The 15721-nt window shown below is 49.3% G+C and carries 15 protein-coding genes; 4 read left to right on the top strand and 11 right to left on the bottom strand.

The window, feature by feature from the left end; translation table 11 throughout:
* Positions 1–403 precede the first annotated feature (403 nt).
* The gene (locus HALO_RS01750) at positions 404–769 is read right to left on the bottom strand and encodes a hypothetical protein (protein WP_050712925.1); all 366 of its coding nucleotides are present in this window, start codon (positions 767–769) and stop codon (positions 404–406) included.
* A 550-nt stretch (positions 770–1319) separates the two neighbouring features.
* Between HALO_RS01750 and HALO_RS23010 the strand changes: the two genes are divergently transcribed.
* The 3 genes from HALO_RS23010 to HALO_RS01740 are packed head-to-tail and all read left to right on the top strand — an operon-like array spanning position 1320 to position 7488.
* Positions 1320–1802, top strand: a complete 483-nt coding sequence (locus HALO_RS23010) for a hypothetical protein (protein ID WP_152419212.1) — start codon at positions 1320–1322, stop codon at positions 1800–1802.
* 20 nt (positions 1803–1822) lie between these two features.
* Positions 1823–4207, top strand: a complete 2385-nt coding sequence (locus HALO_RS01745; RefSeq protein ID WP_009286127.1) for a DNA breaking-rejoining enzyme, catalytic core — start codon at positions 1823–1825, stop codon at positions 4205–4207.
* A complete protein-coding gene (locus HALO_RS01740) occupies positions 4204–7488 on the top strand; it encodes a tyrosine-type recombinase/integrase (RefSeq protein WP_231896792.1) in 3285 nt (1094 codons plus the stop codon). Before HALO_RS01745 ends, HALO_RS01740 begins: the two co-directional genes overlap by 4 nt.
* Positions 7489–7574: 86 nt before the next feature.
* Here HALO_RS01740 and HALO_RS01735 read toward each other — a convergent pair whose 3' ends face one another.
* Genes HALO_RS01735 through HALO_RS01720 form a run of 4 tightly spaced genes read right to left on the bottom strand, consistent with a single transcriptional unit; the run spans position 7575 to position 9575 of the window.
* Entirely contained in the window at positions 7575–7859 is a 285-nt protein-coding gene (locus tag HALO_RS01735; protein ID WP_039857557.1) for a hypothetical protein, read from the bottom strand.
* Positions 7850–8170, bottom strand: a complete 321-nt coding sequence (locus HALO_RS01730; protein WP_050712923.1) for a hypothetical protein — start codon at positions 8168–8170, stop codon at positions 7850–7852. Before HALO_RS01730 ends, HALO_RS01735 begins: the two co-directional genes overlap by 10 nt.
* Before the next feature lie 9 nt (positions 8171–8179).
* Complete coding sequence (locus HALO_RS01725) at positions 8180–9343, bottom strand: site-specific integrase (protein WP_039857559.1); 1164 nt, start codon at positions 9341–9343, stop codon at positions 8180–8182.
* Positions 9336–9575, bottom strand: a complete 240-nt coding sequence (locus HALO_RS01720) for a hypothetical protein (RefSeq protein WP_231896791.1) — start codon at positions 9573–9575, stop codon at positions 9336–9338. Before HALO_RS01720 ends, HALO_RS01725 begins: the two co-directional genes overlap by 8 nt.
* A gap of 151 nt (positions 9576–9726) precedes the next feature.
* Between HALO_RS01720 and HALO_RS01715 the strand changes: the two genes are divergently transcribed.
* Positions 9727–9972: a helix-turn-helix domain-containing protein gene (locus tag HALO_RS01715; RefSeq protein WP_039858018.1), complete on the top strand. Its 246-nt coding sequence runs from the start codon at positions 9727–9729 to the stop codon at positions 9970–9972.
* A gap of 248 nt (positions 9973–10220) precedes the next feature.
* On the opposite strand, the gene HALO_RS23290 is transcribed toward HALO_RS01715, so the two are convergent.
* The 6 genes from HALO_RS23290 to HALO_RS01695 form a co-directional block, all read right to left on the bottom strand.
* On the bottom strand, positions 10221–10562 hold the full coding sequence (locus tag HALO_RS23290; RefSeq protein ID WP_197671966.1) for a hypothetical protein: 342 nt from the start codon (positions 10560–10562) through the stop codon (positions 10221–10223).
* On the bottom strand, positions 10514–11221 hold the full coding sequence (locus HALO_RS23285) for a hypothetical protein (RefSeq protein WP_009286130.1): 708 nt from the start codon (positions 11219–11221) through the stop codon (positions 10514–10516). Before HALO_RS23285 ends, HALO_RS23290 begins: the two co-directional genes overlap by 49 nt.
* Positions 11200–11328: a hypothetical protein gene (locus HALO_RS23600; protein ID WP_269449319.1), complete on the bottom strand. Its 129-nt coding sequence runs from the start codon at positions 11326–11328 to the stop codon at positions 11200–11202. Before HALO_RS23600 ends, HALO_RS23285 begins: the two co-directional genes overlap by 22 nt.
* A 122-nt stretch (positions 11329–11450) precedes the next feature.
* Complete coding sequence (locus HALO_RS01705; protein ID WP_009286131.1) at positions 11451–12464, bottom strand: Abi family protein; 1014 nt, start codon at positions 12462–12464, stop codon at positions 11451–11453.
* Positions 12461–14011, bottom strand: a complete 1551-nt coding sequence (locus tag HALO_RS01700; protein WP_172821647.1) for a restriction endonuclease subunit S — start codon at positions 14009–14011, stop codon at positions 12461–12463. The genes HALO_RS01705 and HALO_RS01700 overlap by 4 nt, the downstream gene beginning before the upstream one ends.
* 155 nt (positions 14012–14166) lie before the next feature.
* Entirely contained in the window at positions 14167–15663 is a 1497-nt protein-coding gene (locus HALO_RS01695; RefSeq protein WP_050712921.1) for a type I restriction-modification system subunit M, read from the bottom strand.
* Positions 15664–15721 lie beyond the last annotated feature (58 nt).

Genomic DNA, 15721 nt, shown 5'->3' with positions numbered 1-15721 from the left:
GTCCCGCGCAGTAGTAGCTAATAATGACACTCATCAACGCATCTACAGCCATTTGAAGCGTAATGATTAATTTTCTCTCCGATGATGATGCATGTCGTGCAGGGAAGAGATACTGTCATTTTTTTCTGGGACCAGTTCATTCGTGGATAGCTGGGCGAGGTCGTCCGCATGAGCACTACACGGCGTCATGCGCTGAACCAACGCCGACTCAGTATGCGGAAGGTTGAGTTTACGCATTAACTTGTCTGGATAGGGTTTCATTTGACCTTCTGTGCCTCAGCGGTATTAGGCGGCGACGCCCGCTATCAGTTGTGAATAGGCAGCATCATTCAAACTGACGGCAAGTAAAGCTTCATCAAACGATACGCCCATTCATTTTCTGGAGCGAGACCCAACGTTCTCATCAGCTCGTCAACTCAAACCGCCTTGGATAGGCCGATGAAGCGGTATACGCTTCTGTAATGGGCTGTGTCTGACTCAATGTCTCCTGAAGCCATTTTTCCACTGAATCACAAACAACATCGTTTTCTTCTGGGTGAACCAGGGATGCGTCACCGTCCAAACGGCGCAGAAAGAATTCATCTGGAATCGTTAGTGCTTTACCGCCTCGCAGATACGCTACGATTTCACCCGTCATATCAGGCAAATAGGCATCTTCGCTTTGAAGACATTCCAACGCATCACGGAAAGTCTCTAATGGCTGTGGAAAATGATCACGCAGATCAAATGCCCGGTAAGCAAAAACGCTAAGTACAGGATCGTCCGGCATCTCTGCTCTCCTTCTCAACAGAATTCGTCATTAAGCATACATTATAGTGCGCTTCTTGCGCCGACCGCTTCCCTTCTCACAAATCTCCCACACACCTGCAGCATACGCACCACCGGCAAATTTGAGCTTACAAATACAGACTTGCCCCCCTCCTCCACAATGAATCAATCGCGATCGATCAATCGCTGACACTAGCCTCCTTGAGATAGAGCGAAGCTATCTTTGTTTCAAATCATGCTGAGCATGGCGGTAGGACCTTCATTTAACTCCGCATGAGGATGGACGGATTAGCAGCCAGAAGAACTACCAACCGGCTTAAGCACTCTTCTTTTAGGTGTAATATCAGTAATACGTATATTACACCTACTCATTAAGCACTCCTATTTCACTACGTATATAGTTTATACCGATACTTCTAAATTCAAACTTAACAGGTGAATTTTATATGTAAAAATAGTCTTGATTTTCACCAAAAACACAGTTAGATTAAATAAAAACCTGAAGCCAAAGCACCTTAAAACTGATGATAAATCCCTTAGGTTCAAAGCTTGTGACAGCGTCTCAGATAGAAATCTCTGAGCATATCACTCACGATATTTTAAAAACACTTATGCTACGCCCTCCGCTATTGAGAGACGCGCGAGATCTGACTGAGGAAGCCATCAAACTAGCGGTTCTTCACTCACCACCTATAATTTATGAAAAGAACAATGATAATAGAGGGAAGAAATACATATGTGTTGGTAACTTTCGTTCGCTTGAACTTGCCAGACGTCTCCCTGCTTCTTCAAAAATCAGAATCAACCTGATTGCGCCACCGTTGCAAAGCGACATAAATAAAGTTGCACTAACCTTAAACATGAGTAGCGACTTGGCTTTATCTTTAGATCCAGTTAAAGCAGGTGCATATTTTTCAGAGTTACGAACTCATACGAAAGACAACTTTCCGGATGTATTAGAGTTAATATCGACTAAGTGTCAATTTAAAAAATCGTTTTTAGAAGCAATTGGCCTCAACCGAAGAAAATACTGACCTAGATAAGGGCCTTTAAGGTGACACTAAATGTATCTCTAACATTGCTTCTTGAAGATGCGATACAGCCTCGCGCTGACTACTTCTCGTTTTCACAGTTCTCTCCCGCTCTGATTGCCACGCTTCAGCATCTTATTATTGTTGGAGATGACTGCTGGGATTTAACAACGATCAGAGATTTGATCTCCGCCCTTGAGAACCAAAATATCGAGTTTCAAGTAGAGTCAGGTAAGGGCGAAAAAGGCATTTACGGCACTAACCCGATCCACGGCGCGCTCTATAATATATCTAAGCATATCGACACTGAAGATCGATTACAGCTTCTCGCTCATATTATCAACGCGGCTTTTCAATGGCGAAAAGAGATTGAGGCATTAGCCGAACATCAATCGCTATCAGCCGATGATAAGAAACGTCTCAACATGGCCACTTATCAAAAAAACCTTGAAGCAGCCTGTAAAGTTGCTCGACGTATGGATGCTGATAGGTTGGCCCGGTTTGCTCCATGGGATCAATCCACTCATGAATTATTAAAATCCTGCCAAACGCTTGCCGGAAGAACGGCAGATGGCGGTGAAGTTTATGTACAAGAATTAGAGCGCTTTTTTGCGTACGCTCTCAATGATCGGCAGCCACGAAAAAATTACCGGGCTGAGCAAGCAGATAACGATAACTATTTACTACCTCAACGTACTCGACCCCTTGACGTAGACCCCGATGAGCCATGGTTAGCATTATCGAGTTCAGTAATCACTTTCCCGTCTCAAACAGCAGACTACAGCACCATACGCAAAGCGGGCCTCTCTGCCATTGAAGAGCGCTCATCGATTGAACTGATACAGAGCGACAAGCCATTAGCGTTAGCGAAGGGCGATTCGTCGCTTCAATCTGTTTTTCGCGCCAGATCCCAGCAACTGCATCTAGATAAATCGGCACAGCTTTTACCCGGCCGATGGGAGCAGCTCACTGCATACGATTTACATCATCTACACGCTGAGCTAAATCGTACAGAGCAAAACCACGATTTCTTAAAATGTATTCTTGGTCTAATGTTGATGACCGGCCGAAGCTTGGAAAGCGTACTCGATGCGCATGTCATAAAGCGCGTTGACCAAGTACCCAAAACATCACTTCATGCTCAGTCACTCTATTTATTGTCTGACTCGACTAGCTGGATAACTGGGGTTATAAGACCTCCGGATAGCCGCCAATTGAGCAGCCAGTGGCGCCACGCCATGCGTAATACACAAGCGCATCTCGTGTTACCGATTCCAGCATTTTTGCAACCGCTCGTAGACTTACTGACTAGACACAGAGGACACCGAGTAAGGAAGCGGGCAGTTACCTTATTTCCCGACCAATTTAAACAGCAATTCACGAGCGAGCTTAAAAAACTGCTTGCCAACACTAATAAGAAAACAGGTTCCCGACTGACGGTACACCGTCTTGGCATGCATCTCTTCAATACGTTGAACAGCGGTGATGCAGATCTAACTGCGGCCTGTTTGATAACCGCCCGGGTACCCTCTTTTGGCCAGCAGGCATCATTGTATTATTTCGCCCCTAGCAATCACTACCTGATAAAGCGTTACCAGGATGCCATGCGGGTAATCCAGCAACAGTGGCCAAAACCTAAAACCGAAAAGGGGCAAACAACCGCTGACTCTAAGTACACAGCAGTGGCTTCAGATTCACAACAGCAAACAGCTCACTACGTAGGCTCTCAGTTAGTTCCCACCTCGGCGTATGTTGAGAAGCTGATAACTCATATGCAACAACAGTTAATGACAGCCGATCAGAGCGGTTCACTGTTTCAGCGGACGGTGAGTGTACATAACAGCTATACGGCCTACACCTTGGCAATGCTGATGTTCTGCACCGGTTATCGCAGCATTCGCGACCCATTGCCGAAATGGAACCAACTATCGTTGTCACGCCGCATGATGGTCATCGCTGATAAAACCGATGATGCACAGAGCCACGCTCGCTTTTTGCCGCTGCCAAGTATCATGGTGCAACAACTCCAACACTACCTGCGTCATCGTGAAGCAATTGTAAGTCGCCTACAGCTATATCTGCAGCAGGCGTGGGAAAGTCCTTTTCTATTTTTAGATACATACGGCCATCCCAAACAGGTCACACCTAAAAGACTTCAGGAACACTTGGACTGGCCAGGCTCTCCACCACTTAACATCAACCGCCACTTTCTTCATACACAGCTTAAAGAAAGCGGCTGCTCATCCGAGCTAGTCGATGCTTATATGGGCCACTGGGATGCCGGCCAAGAGCCGTGGGCAAAATATTCAACATTTTGCCCACTCGAGTATCGTGAGCACATTAGCTCAGCCATCGAGTCAATCATGCAGCACCAGGGATGGAAAGCCATCGAGGGGGCGGTGCTATGAGCGAACAATCGATTTGGGCCGGCTGGAAATTAACGCCTCCGATACAAGCAAGTACTGACGGCGAAGCGTCGCGGCGCTATCAACGCGCACGCGAAAAATACAAAGAGCTGTCCTCAGCGCTAAATCAGCTAGAGGCTCGAGTGCCGGGGGCCATGGAAGGACGCCTTGGATTGGACTTTCCTGAACGAGCTACCAGCGATGCGTTTGAGTCGCTTCACACGATCACAAGCCCACAAAAGCTACGCCAACAGCATAATTTTTTAGTGAAAGGATTGGAGCGCGGCACGCGAGAACTGGATTGGCGAGTGAGTATTCCAAGCCCTATGGTCACGCTGCCACGCAAATCGCCACCAGTCACGACGGACTCTTTTAGTCAGCTACACGGCTGGGATACCGCTGTAAACAAGCACGATCAATTATTGCCACCCACTAACCTTCGGCAGGATGAATTAAAAAAATGGCTGGCGGGGCGTTTTTTATTTCAGCTGGTTCGCGAAGGCGCGTTACTCAATAAAGAGGGGTTAAAACAGGTTCCTACAGCCGTCGTTGACGGTATCGCGTTTGAGAAGAACATGGCCTATCTAACGCTGAAAAAAGAACTTCAAGCCGGAAGATCCGGTAGCAAAAAGGAAACCAACTCGGCTAAAGCCTGTCTTGACGAGTCACCTGATAATATTTTGGAGTATGAACAACACTACCAATACAGACGCCTCTTTCTGAGCCCTATGAGTCAGCTTTTGCTACTGAATTACTACCAGCAACGTGGTCGCAGCTGGCCGCCGTCTGACAGCGCCGAAGCGTGTCTACTTTATTACGCAAAACGCCTCTCCAGCGAACTGGCTAGAGTGAGGCTAACAGCGCTTCTTTCCGYCGCAAAAACATCGGCATCGATGGAAATGCCGCCTCTCTTAACCCACTACGCTAGCCACGCAGACGCATCTTCATCGCTACGACCGAGCGCATGGCGTCGACTTGTCAGCCGACAGGTAGTGTCCGTTACTACAGATGAAGTAACCGAAGACGAGGAAGACACTCATCCAGCCTTTACTGTATTCCCGGCGCGTGGTCGCTCGTACCCTGATCAGCTTAAGAGATACAGACAGCTACAGGCCTGTTTTGCAGCCTCCTCATCTCGAAAAACAGGAAAAACCAAGGCCATTGCCAACATCAACACGTTCTTAGCCACACCCGAGCAAAACGGCGTCATGATGACGCTATTAGCGGCTTGGTGTAAAACGCTGATCCGTAAAGGAGGTCGAGTTAAATCTACATTAACCATCAGTACAGTTGCCACCTACCTTTCTATTATTGCACGTCCGCTGATTACTCACGAACACACGATTGACGAGTTGGAAATCGCCACCACCGATGAATGGGAAAAGCTTTACGAGACTGTGCTTAATGACGCTAAAACATCGGCCAGCCGCATCAGAACGCAAAGTCGTTTACGCGATTTTCATCATTATTTATCCAACGCCTATGCTGTTCCGCCCATGGCGTTTGAGGCAGCTGGCCAGCAACAACGTCGCGTAGATGTGAATGTTATTACGCCCGCCGAATACCGTCGGGCGATCGCTATGATTGAATCGTCTAAACAGACTCAACGTTTCAAAACCATGCAACAACTTGCGTTGATACTTGGTTATCGACTAGGACTTCGCCGCAATGAATGCGCCTCACTGCTTTTACATGACATAGCCTATCTGCCGGACAGACCTGAAATGTCAGGGGACGTCATCGTACGCGCGAACAAATTTCACAACGGCAAAAGCTACTCAGCAACACGACGACTACCACTATGGTTATTGATGCCGGAAGAACGAGCGCTGCTAACCGACTGGGTACAACAGCGCCGTGGCGAAGTTACGACACGTTCCGTCGAAAAGCAGCTACTGTTTTGCCGTAGTGGAGACGGTAACTCATTGCTAGAAGACAACGTGCTTTTCAGGCCGATTCAGATCGCCCTCAAAGCCGTTAGTGGTGATAAGAATCTTCGTTATCACCACCTTCGCCACAGCTTCGTCACCTTTACGCTACTGCGATTGCTTGAACGAAGACCAGACGAACTGCTGAGCAGCGAGTGGACTACCGATGATAACGGCCAAATTGCTTTGCCCAATGTCAGCGTTGATATATCTGACCTAGCAGGGTTACCGCCCTTGCACCGAACCTCCCGTAAGCGCTTATGGCAACTTGCACTATGGGCGGGGCATGCCAGCCCCGACGAAACACTCAGTTCGTATAGCCATTTACTAGATTGGGCGCTAGGAAAAACCCTAAACCAACAATTTGATCTAGCCCTAAGCATTGATCAGCAACTCACACTACTCAACCTGCCCTCCAAAACAGCGCTTACAAGTTGGCGTCATCGGCGGGGGCTTAAAGACCCCACCCTCGGGAGTGAGTTACTACAGCACCTACAAGATCAATGGCATGACTTTATGGCCGATTCTCTTAGTAAGACAGCGTGGAAGCCCTACCATGCACCTAGCCAGAATCCATTGAACATTGTACTGAAAACAAGTAGTAATTTTCCTGAAGTCACCGCGATTTATCAGAGCCTACGACTCTTCGAACAGCTAGAGCATCATGGGATGTCCATGGGCGATGCAATAACACAAGTTACAAAACGTTTCGTACTCGACCCTGTAGAATTCCAAAGTTGGATAGCAAGCGGGGAGTACCTTATGGCCCAAACAACTCGCCGAAGTAATCCTAAATTCAGCCGCAATAAAAACGTTAAACGAGGTGAGTTAATCGCATCCCAAAACATCTATATGCCTGAACTGAACAGCTGCATGGCCCCGCCCATAAAACCTCATGTGTTACGAGAAGCTGGGCAGTTTTTTCACAAATTGATGGATTGGTGTCCACAGAACATAGCAATTGCTGAAGTAGGCTCAACTCACCTGTTCCATTGTATGCAGCGAAGTACTGGACATATCACCCTCCCAGATGCGGAGTCTATAAACGCTGTACTGGAACTTCTTCGGCCGTTGCGCTGTGTGAAACACACTTACCTAATCGTTGAAACCGGAGAAGGGGCCAAAGATAAACCGGTAAAAAATTATTGGTCTAATGCCACTGACATTCCTCACAAACGTATCGAGCTTGTACCGACATCTTCATCCTCCGGCCGCACAAGGTACTGGTACGGCAATGTCAATCTAAAAATCACGCGCGGTCATTACTCAGATCGTCAACAGCCGCTATGGGAAGCCTTTAGATTTGCTGTGTTTATGATGATGCTGGTGGGTGGTTTCAGAGTGTTTAATGTCTAGATATTTATTAGAATACTATCCCCACCGCCTTTGCTAATAGGGGGTGGGGATAAGTTAAATAATGGATGGTGAAAGCCGTACCAACCCTAACCGACCAACACCTCATAACAGGTGATGAAACAAAGCTTCTGACTAGCGAAATTCGCCCACTTAACGGTCACCTGAATGCGCTGGCCCATTAGCGGTACACCTTGCTCTGTAATATGGCGATCTGTGAGATAAAAACGGCAGTTCCCCTTTTCACAAATCAAATAAAGCGACCAAACCTGATGCTGCATCAACCATTCAGGCCCCTCGACCCCAGCAACGTAAACCTCACCTTCAAACTGACGTCCTGCCTTCTGAGTAGTTATCTGCGATGTTACTGCCATGCTTGATCCTCCCAGGCCCACAATGTGCGCTCTAATTCCGCAAGAAGACGCGGGATCGCTTGGCGATTAGCGTCAAGGCCAAGTTGTTGAAGGGTGCGCCCTACCCAGGTCGTTAGCGCATCAAGGTTGCTGTTCTCTTGCCCATCACCAAGCCACATTACGAGCGCGCAGCCAGAAGCTAAGCTGGTGGCGGCGGCCAAGGACTCCGCCAAACGCCGTTCAAGGCGTCGCTGAGATTGGATAGCTGCCGTAACGCGCATGGAGTGTTCGATAGCGTCGCGGTTCAATTTTAGAGTATTGAGCTGTTTCATCGTCTTCTCCTAGGCGCGTTTCTGGTTAAGCATGCGCTCAAACGCAGAGCCGTCTTGGCGCGTTAGGTTGGGCACAAAGCGTGAGTAAACACGGAAAAGCATTTCCGTTGTGGTATGGCCCATCTGGCGTGCAATCCACTCGGGGCTCTCGCCTGCCGCCAACCATAATGTCGCCGCGGTATGGCGTGTCTGATAAGGCCGTCGCTTATTCATCCCAAGCTCTTCTAGCAACGGATACCAGACGCGCTTAGTGACGTTATGATGCGATAGCGCGGTGCCTTTACGCGTCGTGAAGACCAGACCTGTCTTCCCAGTGACTTCAAACTGAGCTTTCAAGGCATCAAAGACCGGCTGCGACATATCAATCGCACGAAAGGACCCATCGTTCTTAGTGGGCACAACCTTGCCGTTCACCATCGCTTGATGCACTAGAATCTGACGTCGGGAGAAATCCACATGCTCCCAGGTTAAGCCGTCAATCTCGCCCGTTCGCATGCCCGTGAAGAAGCGCACGGTGTAGTACTGACGAAAGTCGTCGCGGACGTTACTGATGATCCGCTGCACCTCATATAGGGAAAACGGTTCCACATCGGTACGTGGCACATTGAGCGATTTAATCCCGCGGTACGGTGAGCTAAACTCATAGCGGTCGGCGGCTTCATTCAACATCATGCGCAATGGCGTCATGATGTGGTTGATACGGCTAGCAGAGAGTTTCTTGCCGCTCCGGGTGTTTACTTTGGCGAGTGAGGCCCGGAACTCAAGAATCTCTGCACGGGTGATGCTGCCGACTTCCTTATGCCCTAACGCTGGCAAAATATGTCGATCCAGACATCCTTGCACGGTGATGATCTGTGACTCGCGCCATTCGATTTCTTTCTCCGCAAACCAAGTCTCAGCAAAGCCGCGCAGTAATGGCGTCGCTTGATAACCTCCTAAGGTAGTCAGTGCCCGCTTGCTTAACGTCTTTGCTCGTGGGCTATCCGGGAAGTAGCGCCCATAATCAAACGAGCCCAGCGTAATCTCCGCTTCAATTTTCTCCAGAATCCGCTCTAGCTTTTTCCGGTTAGCCGCCGTGTTATCTAGTGACGTTTGTTCTCGGCAGCGTTTGCCTAAATAACGGAAGTCAAAGTACAGCTTTCCTGTTTCCTGGCGTGCAACAATTTTACCCATGGCACACACCTCCCCCTGCCATTGGTACGCCAATACTTTCCTCTTTCGAGTGAAGCTGCATATCGCGCTCGATGGGCTCCCAAAGGTACAAAATCTTCCGGCCGCCAAACGGGCGGATGTAATGAATACCTTCAATAAAAACGTCATCTTTTAAACGTTCACGGATAGTGCGTGCATCGTATTTGATGCGCTCTGCAAGCTCACCCGTAGTTAAGTAGTGGATAGACATCATATGTGCTCTTTAGTGGATTTATGTAGCTTACACGCTACATAATAGGCATTAAAAAGATGCTGTCAAGCGCATTTTGTAGCTTTTGCTCAACATAAGATGCGGGAAGTTAAAATATTTGATAGGATGCAGCCAATTGATAAAGGCTACTTTCATGATTCGATTTCGCTTAAAAGAGCTACTTGCTGAGAAAGGGTTTCAAGAAAATAGGCGGGTTACTATTGATGAAGTATCTCAGGCCACAGGCATCCATCGCACAACGCTGTCAAAAATCGCTAATCAGCGTGGTTACAACACGGGAACGGAAAATGTTGATCGACTATGTGATTATTTTAAATGCAAGGTCGAAGACATCATCGAGCACGTCCCAATACCTGATAAGTCTGAACCAACAGCATAACCGATGGAGTGGCTAATACTCAGATGCCACTTATCTCGACTCATGGAAGAAAAGAAGCCTAAATATTATAACGACGCTCGTGAAACCGATAACAATTGAGAGACTATCAAGGGGTAATACTAGGAAGAGGTAAACCGCTTAGGAATTGAAGTTTGATAGGGTTCCACAGATTTTATGATACTAGGTGAGGATTTATTTCCATATTAATAAGGCAGCGACACAACCGCCCCTAAAGAATAAGACCTGCTTTAGCATTTCAGTAGCCAGACCTGTCTCAGGCGCTCCACGGTATGCGACCACTTTGGCGTGGTGGGTTTGCAGACCGTGTTCTGGTTGCCGAACAAGCCTACCTCGCTGAATGCATCGGTGCGCTCTACCGTATAAAGCCAGCGCACTGGTACCAAGTACTCGGCGCTCTCTTCTTCATCATCACACTCTCGATAAAGGTGTGGGTACTCGCTAGCCGAAGCAAGCTCTAACAGCGTTTTAGCACCGTTTTCTGTGTCGAAGTGATACTCCGTAGCACGGAAGCGCTCGCCAATTACCTCACCGACCCCCACATAGCCCGTTTTCTGAATATTGACCCACACACGGTCGCCCTCTGAGAGCATTGAGAGAGTTTTGGAATACCACGCGGCGCCACCGCCTGCAATAAAGCCCAAACGCCGCGCTTGCTCCCATGGTCTTTCATCGCCAAAGGAGGCGTAAAACTCCCCGTTCCAGGGTCTTTATTGGTTTTTCTGTCTATGGGGTTAGTCGGCTCGTCCGGGTCGATCATCCAAGCGCGACTGAGATAACGATTGCCGTTATCCTCAAACGCATTAAAGAACATGGCGTTAATCGGTAGCTGAGCATGCTCGTTGAGGTAGTTGATAATCCGTTCGCTGCTGGCATCTAGCTGCGTGGCGCCCACCACCAACTGATGGTTTTCATTGAGCGTGACACCGTCTAGTGATATACCGAATTTGGCCTCAAAGGCTTCTTCCAGCGTGGCGTAAGGGCGCGCATAGCGCTCAGCGAACTGTTGGTAAATATCGATTAACTGGTAATCCGTTAGTGTCACGATCCAGGGGGCGTAGTCGATAGCCTGAGCCACCACATCACGCGGTGTCTTATCGCGCTTGAGCTCAATCACGATGACAGAGCCATTGGCGTCCACAGTAAGAAGATCAATCAACTTGTCGAAGCCAGTGCGCACCTGGCGGCCAATCAGCAGCCAGTCCTGATTTAGAATCGAGACATCCTGCATAACCGCTCTTCCAGCAGGCTTTCATCCGCCAGCCCCGCTGGGCGCAGCTTTTGCAGCAACGCGCCAGGAGTGCTCGCGAGTTTCCAGATGCCTTGTTCGATGGCCATGTTAATTCGCTATCTTACAGGTGTTAAAAAGTGTTGTATTTCGAAACGTGGGGGCCTAGTATTTACTGCAACACGGCCCCTATCGGTGAGACTGCCACGCAGTAGCATTGCTTAGGGGTTTTTTATTGCCTTGCTTCCCACTCCCACTGCTCCCAACCTTCTATAATTCCCATACCTTTTAAATCCAGGCTTGCTTCGCGTAAATCGGGGAAACTGCCTAACAAGCCTGATAAGCGAGCCCACCAAGTGCTCGTCGGGTTAATCGTCATCAATAGATACTGAACAATGCATAGCAGTAAGAATGGGCGTGCCTGAACGTGCGAATCTTGCCAGCCCTGGAAAAACAAGGTGGCTTCGTTATTGCCGGGTTTTCGTGGTTGGTCAGTCATATTGCGATTCCACAATCGACTGTGATGGGCGCAGACATTGCGTAAATAATTCAAGCTGCGCAGCCAAGAAGCGAATACGCGGCCATTGCTAATACCATAACGGACGGAAATGGCATCCTGCTCTTCCTCTCTCATTCCACCGAACAGATGCGAAAGCGTGCCAAAATCCCATACTTCACTGGCAATCCAGATCGGTAACGGTAAGCCATACTTCTTTTTATGGTGTTCAATAAACGTTTCCCGAGAACGGTTAATTAAACGCGCGTGACTTTCTTGCCACTTGTGCAGACGTGTTACGCCTGTTTTCTGATCGATTTTATAGGCAAACTCATCGTGCAGCAGTGCAGGGTTCAAATAAACATACGGATCTAATCGCCCCAGCGTATGGGCAATATCTACCCTCAGCGCAACTTCGATACGCTCAAGGCCATCCAGCGCGAGAAGACGCAGCCGTTTATCAAACACATAAAGGTCAACAGCCTGCTGAAAAGTCGTGCCGTGTTTAAACGTATCTAATGCTAGGTGATCCGTTTTGCCCTTTTTAAGCAGCGGCTTGCCGTGTTTATTTAAAGGCGTGCAGGCACCTGAACGCTGCCGGAAAGTGAACCAGTACCCGCTTAGCCGGTAGTAACCAATTCGTTGGAGGTGAGCCAACCCACGCTGGTCATCTGTGACCGTAAGGCCACGATCTTTGAGCTGCTGCAATTGCTCAAGATGGCTGAGCCAAGGCTTGGAGTAATCGGTCATTCTGCCACCGCATTCTCTACCACCGCTTCGGCCAATTGGCAGCGGGTTTTGCTAGCTTGGTTCAGGCGTTCTTTAATTTGGTCGCAGATGGCTATGAATTCATCGACTTTTTGAACGATGCGCTGTTGTTCTTCTGGAGACGGCAGGGCAACCGGCATTTTCTTTAAGATGCCGTGATTTAAGTTTGTCATGGTCGTGCCGACGGAGTTGCCAGTTAGGTACTCTCTAACCGTGTCCGTTAAAAACAACAGCAGAATGAACTGTCTGTTCATAGAGGGGTGAAACCGGAGTACGAAGCTGCCAGTGCCACATAACCACCCAGCCTCTTTTTCTGTCACTACTGCGCAACGCCCAACTTCACCCCGTCTAGCCATCACAATGTCGCCAGTGGCTAGTCTATAGCTAGATAGTTCGTCGGCTTTGGCCATGGAGACACTCACTGATGAGTCTTCTTTGATGTGGCCCTTGATCATATGCGACGGATTAATTAAAGGAATTCCACCTTCAACATAGTCATGCTTGTGAATCATGGAGCCAAACGGCCCTGTCGATATCTCGTCAGCAACATCCTGAAATGAAGCCCAAGCCCAGTGTGAAGGCGCTATGTAACTGTGCTGAGCATCGCCCAGTAGAGTCAGGGGTCTAGGCCGCTTGATTATTTTGTTGCCAGCTAGTTTAGTTTTTCTTGTATGAATTTGAGTTAGTAAGTCGATGGCAGACCCATCCCTCTCATCCTGCTCGACCAACCGCCCCATCACGGCCAGTTGAAGGATGGTCTGCTTGAGCTTGTCGATGCTCTGTTCGGTGGTGAACAGGGTATCGAAATGGGCGGCGAGGCAGGCCCAGTTGTCGGCCAGTTCGGTAGCATTTGCGGATTGGGTTAAGGTGCCAAGCAGTGTGTCCACGAGGGTTTCTTGGGCGTCGAGTTGGTCGCTGGTGKGCTGCTCAAGCCGGTCGCAGAGGGCCATCAATTCATCGACTTTTTGGACGATGCGGTGTTGTTCCTCAAGACAAGGAGTCGCGACAGGTATCGATGACAGTCGTGCTTGATTAAGCTTCGGAACAGTCATCCCTGTGATAAACCGGTTCAAGTCCGCTGCAGTTAAGAAGTACACCAAATACTCATCGGTAACAGCTTCTCTTATTGGCCTTAAAACATGGGCATGATTATTAACCCAGCTCTTACCTGAAATAGAGAAGGCAGTCGCTTCGCCCTTGTCCCATTTTGCACCATCCTCTCCAACCAACACCAATGACTCGTCAAATAGATAGCCGTCAACATAATCAACGATTCCGGAGGCACCATAATATGGGAAGGGGCCTGCCTTCCGAGCAGTCTTTGTTATTGGCTTCCGCTGGCTGTCTAGGACATCAACGATTTCTCCGAGTCTTGTCCATGCCCAAGTTTTCGGGATGCTGAAAGGTTTCTCATCTTCTTCCACTTCGCCCGATATCGTTCTCCGGCTCCGTGTTTTGATGGGCGCATGGTTTCCTCGCAGCTGCAGCAGAAGTTCTCTGAACAAAGTGTCCTCGGGAGATTGAGGCACAAGTTGCCCTCTCACAGCGAGCTCTAGAATCAAGGCTCGGAGTCTCTTAATCCCAGTCAGCTCAACCTTACCATTATTCCCCCGGCCACTGCTGGACTTCTTAGWAACCGCCCCGGTCCACAAATCCAGATGCTCGGTAATCAGCTCCCGAGCACTCACGCCGCACCTCCGCCGGTGTTCTCATCGCTGTTGTGAGAGAGCGCATCGGCCAGGATGTCCCGAAGCTGGTGGCGGATTTCCTGGATTTCGGCCTGTTGCTGTTCGTACTTAGCCAGCAGTTCGTCTGGGTCGTGGCTGRCCTGTTCGCCTTTGTGGGGGTTCTTGATATCCAGGTTGTAGTTACGAGTCTTGATCTCCTCGATAGAGACCTTCCAAGCCTGGTGGGTTTCCTCGCGGCTGACGAAGCCATTATCCTCGGTGCCCCACCAGTCGATTTCGGACTGGAACTCGGCAAAGCGCATGGGCCGGGTTTTACTGTAGTTCTTCACGCCTTCCGGGTAGGGGKGTTCGTAATACCACACGCTTTCCGTAGGCTTACCCTTAGTGAAGAACAGCAGGTTGGTCTTGATGCCGGTATAAGGATTAAACACGCCGTTGGGCAGGCGCACGATAGTGTGCAGGTTGCACTCTTCCAGCAGCTTTTCTTTGAGGCGGGTTTTCATGCCTTCGCCAAATAAAAAGCCATCCGGCAACACCACGGCTGCGCGGCCTCCGTCCCTGAGTAGATGAATGAACAGAGTCATAAACAGATCAGCAGTTTCCCGGGTGCGAAAGGCGCTGGGGAAATTGGTTTCAATGCCATCTTCTTCCATGCCACCAAAAGGCGGGTTGGCAACGATGACATCCACCCGCTCTTTTGGCCCCCAGCTAATCAACGGGCGGGCCAAGGTGTTGTCGTGCTTAATCTGATCCGGCACTTCGATGCCATGCAGAATCATGTTGGTAGTGGCCAACAGGTGCGGGAGGGGCTTTTTCTCGACCCCATGAATGCTCTTCTGCAGGGTCTGTTCGTCCTGCGTCGTCTCCACGTAATGCTTGCGCTTGTGCTCGATAGTGCAGGTGAGGAAGCCTCCGGTGCCACAGGCCGGATCCATCACTTTTTCATACAGTTTCGGGTCTACTCGGTTGACCATAAATTCGGTCACCGCACGTGGTGTATAGAACTCGCCGGCGTTGCCGGCGCTTTGCAGGTCTTTGAGAATTTGCTCGTACATCCCGCCGAGTTCGTGGCGCTCGGTGGATTTATTGAAGTCGATGCCGTCCTGTAATTTGTTGATCACTTGGCGCAGTAAATGGCCAGATTTCATATAGTTGTAAGCGTCTTCAAACACGTTGCGTACTACCACGCCACGGTAGTCATCTCCTCTGGGCTGTAACTGCTGCAGGCCAGGAAAGAGCATATTATCGATAAAGTCTTTCAGCTCAATGCCGGTCATGCCTTCCGGGTTGGCAGCCCAATTACGCCAGCGCAGCGGCTCAGGAATGGGCGAGCGATAGGCGGCATCGAACATTTCCCACTCTTGCTCGCGGTCGTCAAAAATCTTCAGAAACAGCAGCCACACCAACTGACCAATACGCTGAGCGTCACCGTCCACGCCAACGTCTTTGCGCATAATGTCTTGGATGGATTTAATCGTGGTGCTAATGGCCATGGTGAATCGTTACCTATTATTAAAGTGACACAAGCATACCTGCGCGGCGAACGGCGCA

Source organism: Halomonas sp. R57-5 (genome assembly GCF_900070345.1).
Lineage (GTDB): Bacteria > Pseudomonadota > Gammaproteobacteria > Pseudomonadales > Halomonadaceae > Vreelandella > Vreelandella ventosae_B.
This window is presented reverse-complemented; position numbering and strand designations above follow the sequence as displayed.

Coding starts and splice junctions, on each gene's coding strand:
- HALO_RS01750 (WP_050712925.1), bottom strand. CDS start 769: ATGCCGGACGATCCTGTACTTAGCGTTTTTGCTTACCGGGCATTTGAT.
- HALO_RS01735 (WP_039857557.1), bottom strand. CDS start 7,859: ATGGCAGTAACATCGCAGATAACTACTCAGAAGGCAGGACGTCAGTTT.
- HALO_RS01730 (WP_050712923.1), bottom strand. CDS start 8,170: ATGAAACAGCTCAATACTCTAAAATTGAACCGCGACGCTATCGAACAC.
- HALO_RS01725 (WP_039857559.1), bottom strand. CDS start 9,343: ATGGGTAAAATTGTTGCACGCCAGGAAACAGGAAAGCTGTACTTTGAC.
- HALO_RS01720 (WP_231896791.1), bottom strand. CDS start 9,575: ATGATGTCTATCCACTACTTAACTACGGGTGAGCTTGCAGAGCGCATC.
- HALO_RS01715 (WP_039858018.1), top strand. CDS start 9,727: ATGATTCGATTTCGCTTAAAAGAGCTACTTGCTGAGAAAGGGTTTCAA.
- HALO_RS23285 (WP_009286130.1), bottom strand. CDS start 11,221: ATGCAGGATGTCTCGATTCTAAATCAGGACTGGCTGCTGATTGGCCGC.
- HALO_RS23600 (WP_269449319.1), bottom strand. CDS start 11,328: ATGGCCATCGAACAAGGCATCTGGAAACTCGCGAGCACTCCTGGCGCG.
- HALO_RS01705 (WP_009286131.1), bottom strand. CDS start 12,464: ATGACCGATTACTCCAAGCCTTGGCTCAGCCATCTTGAGCAATTGCAG.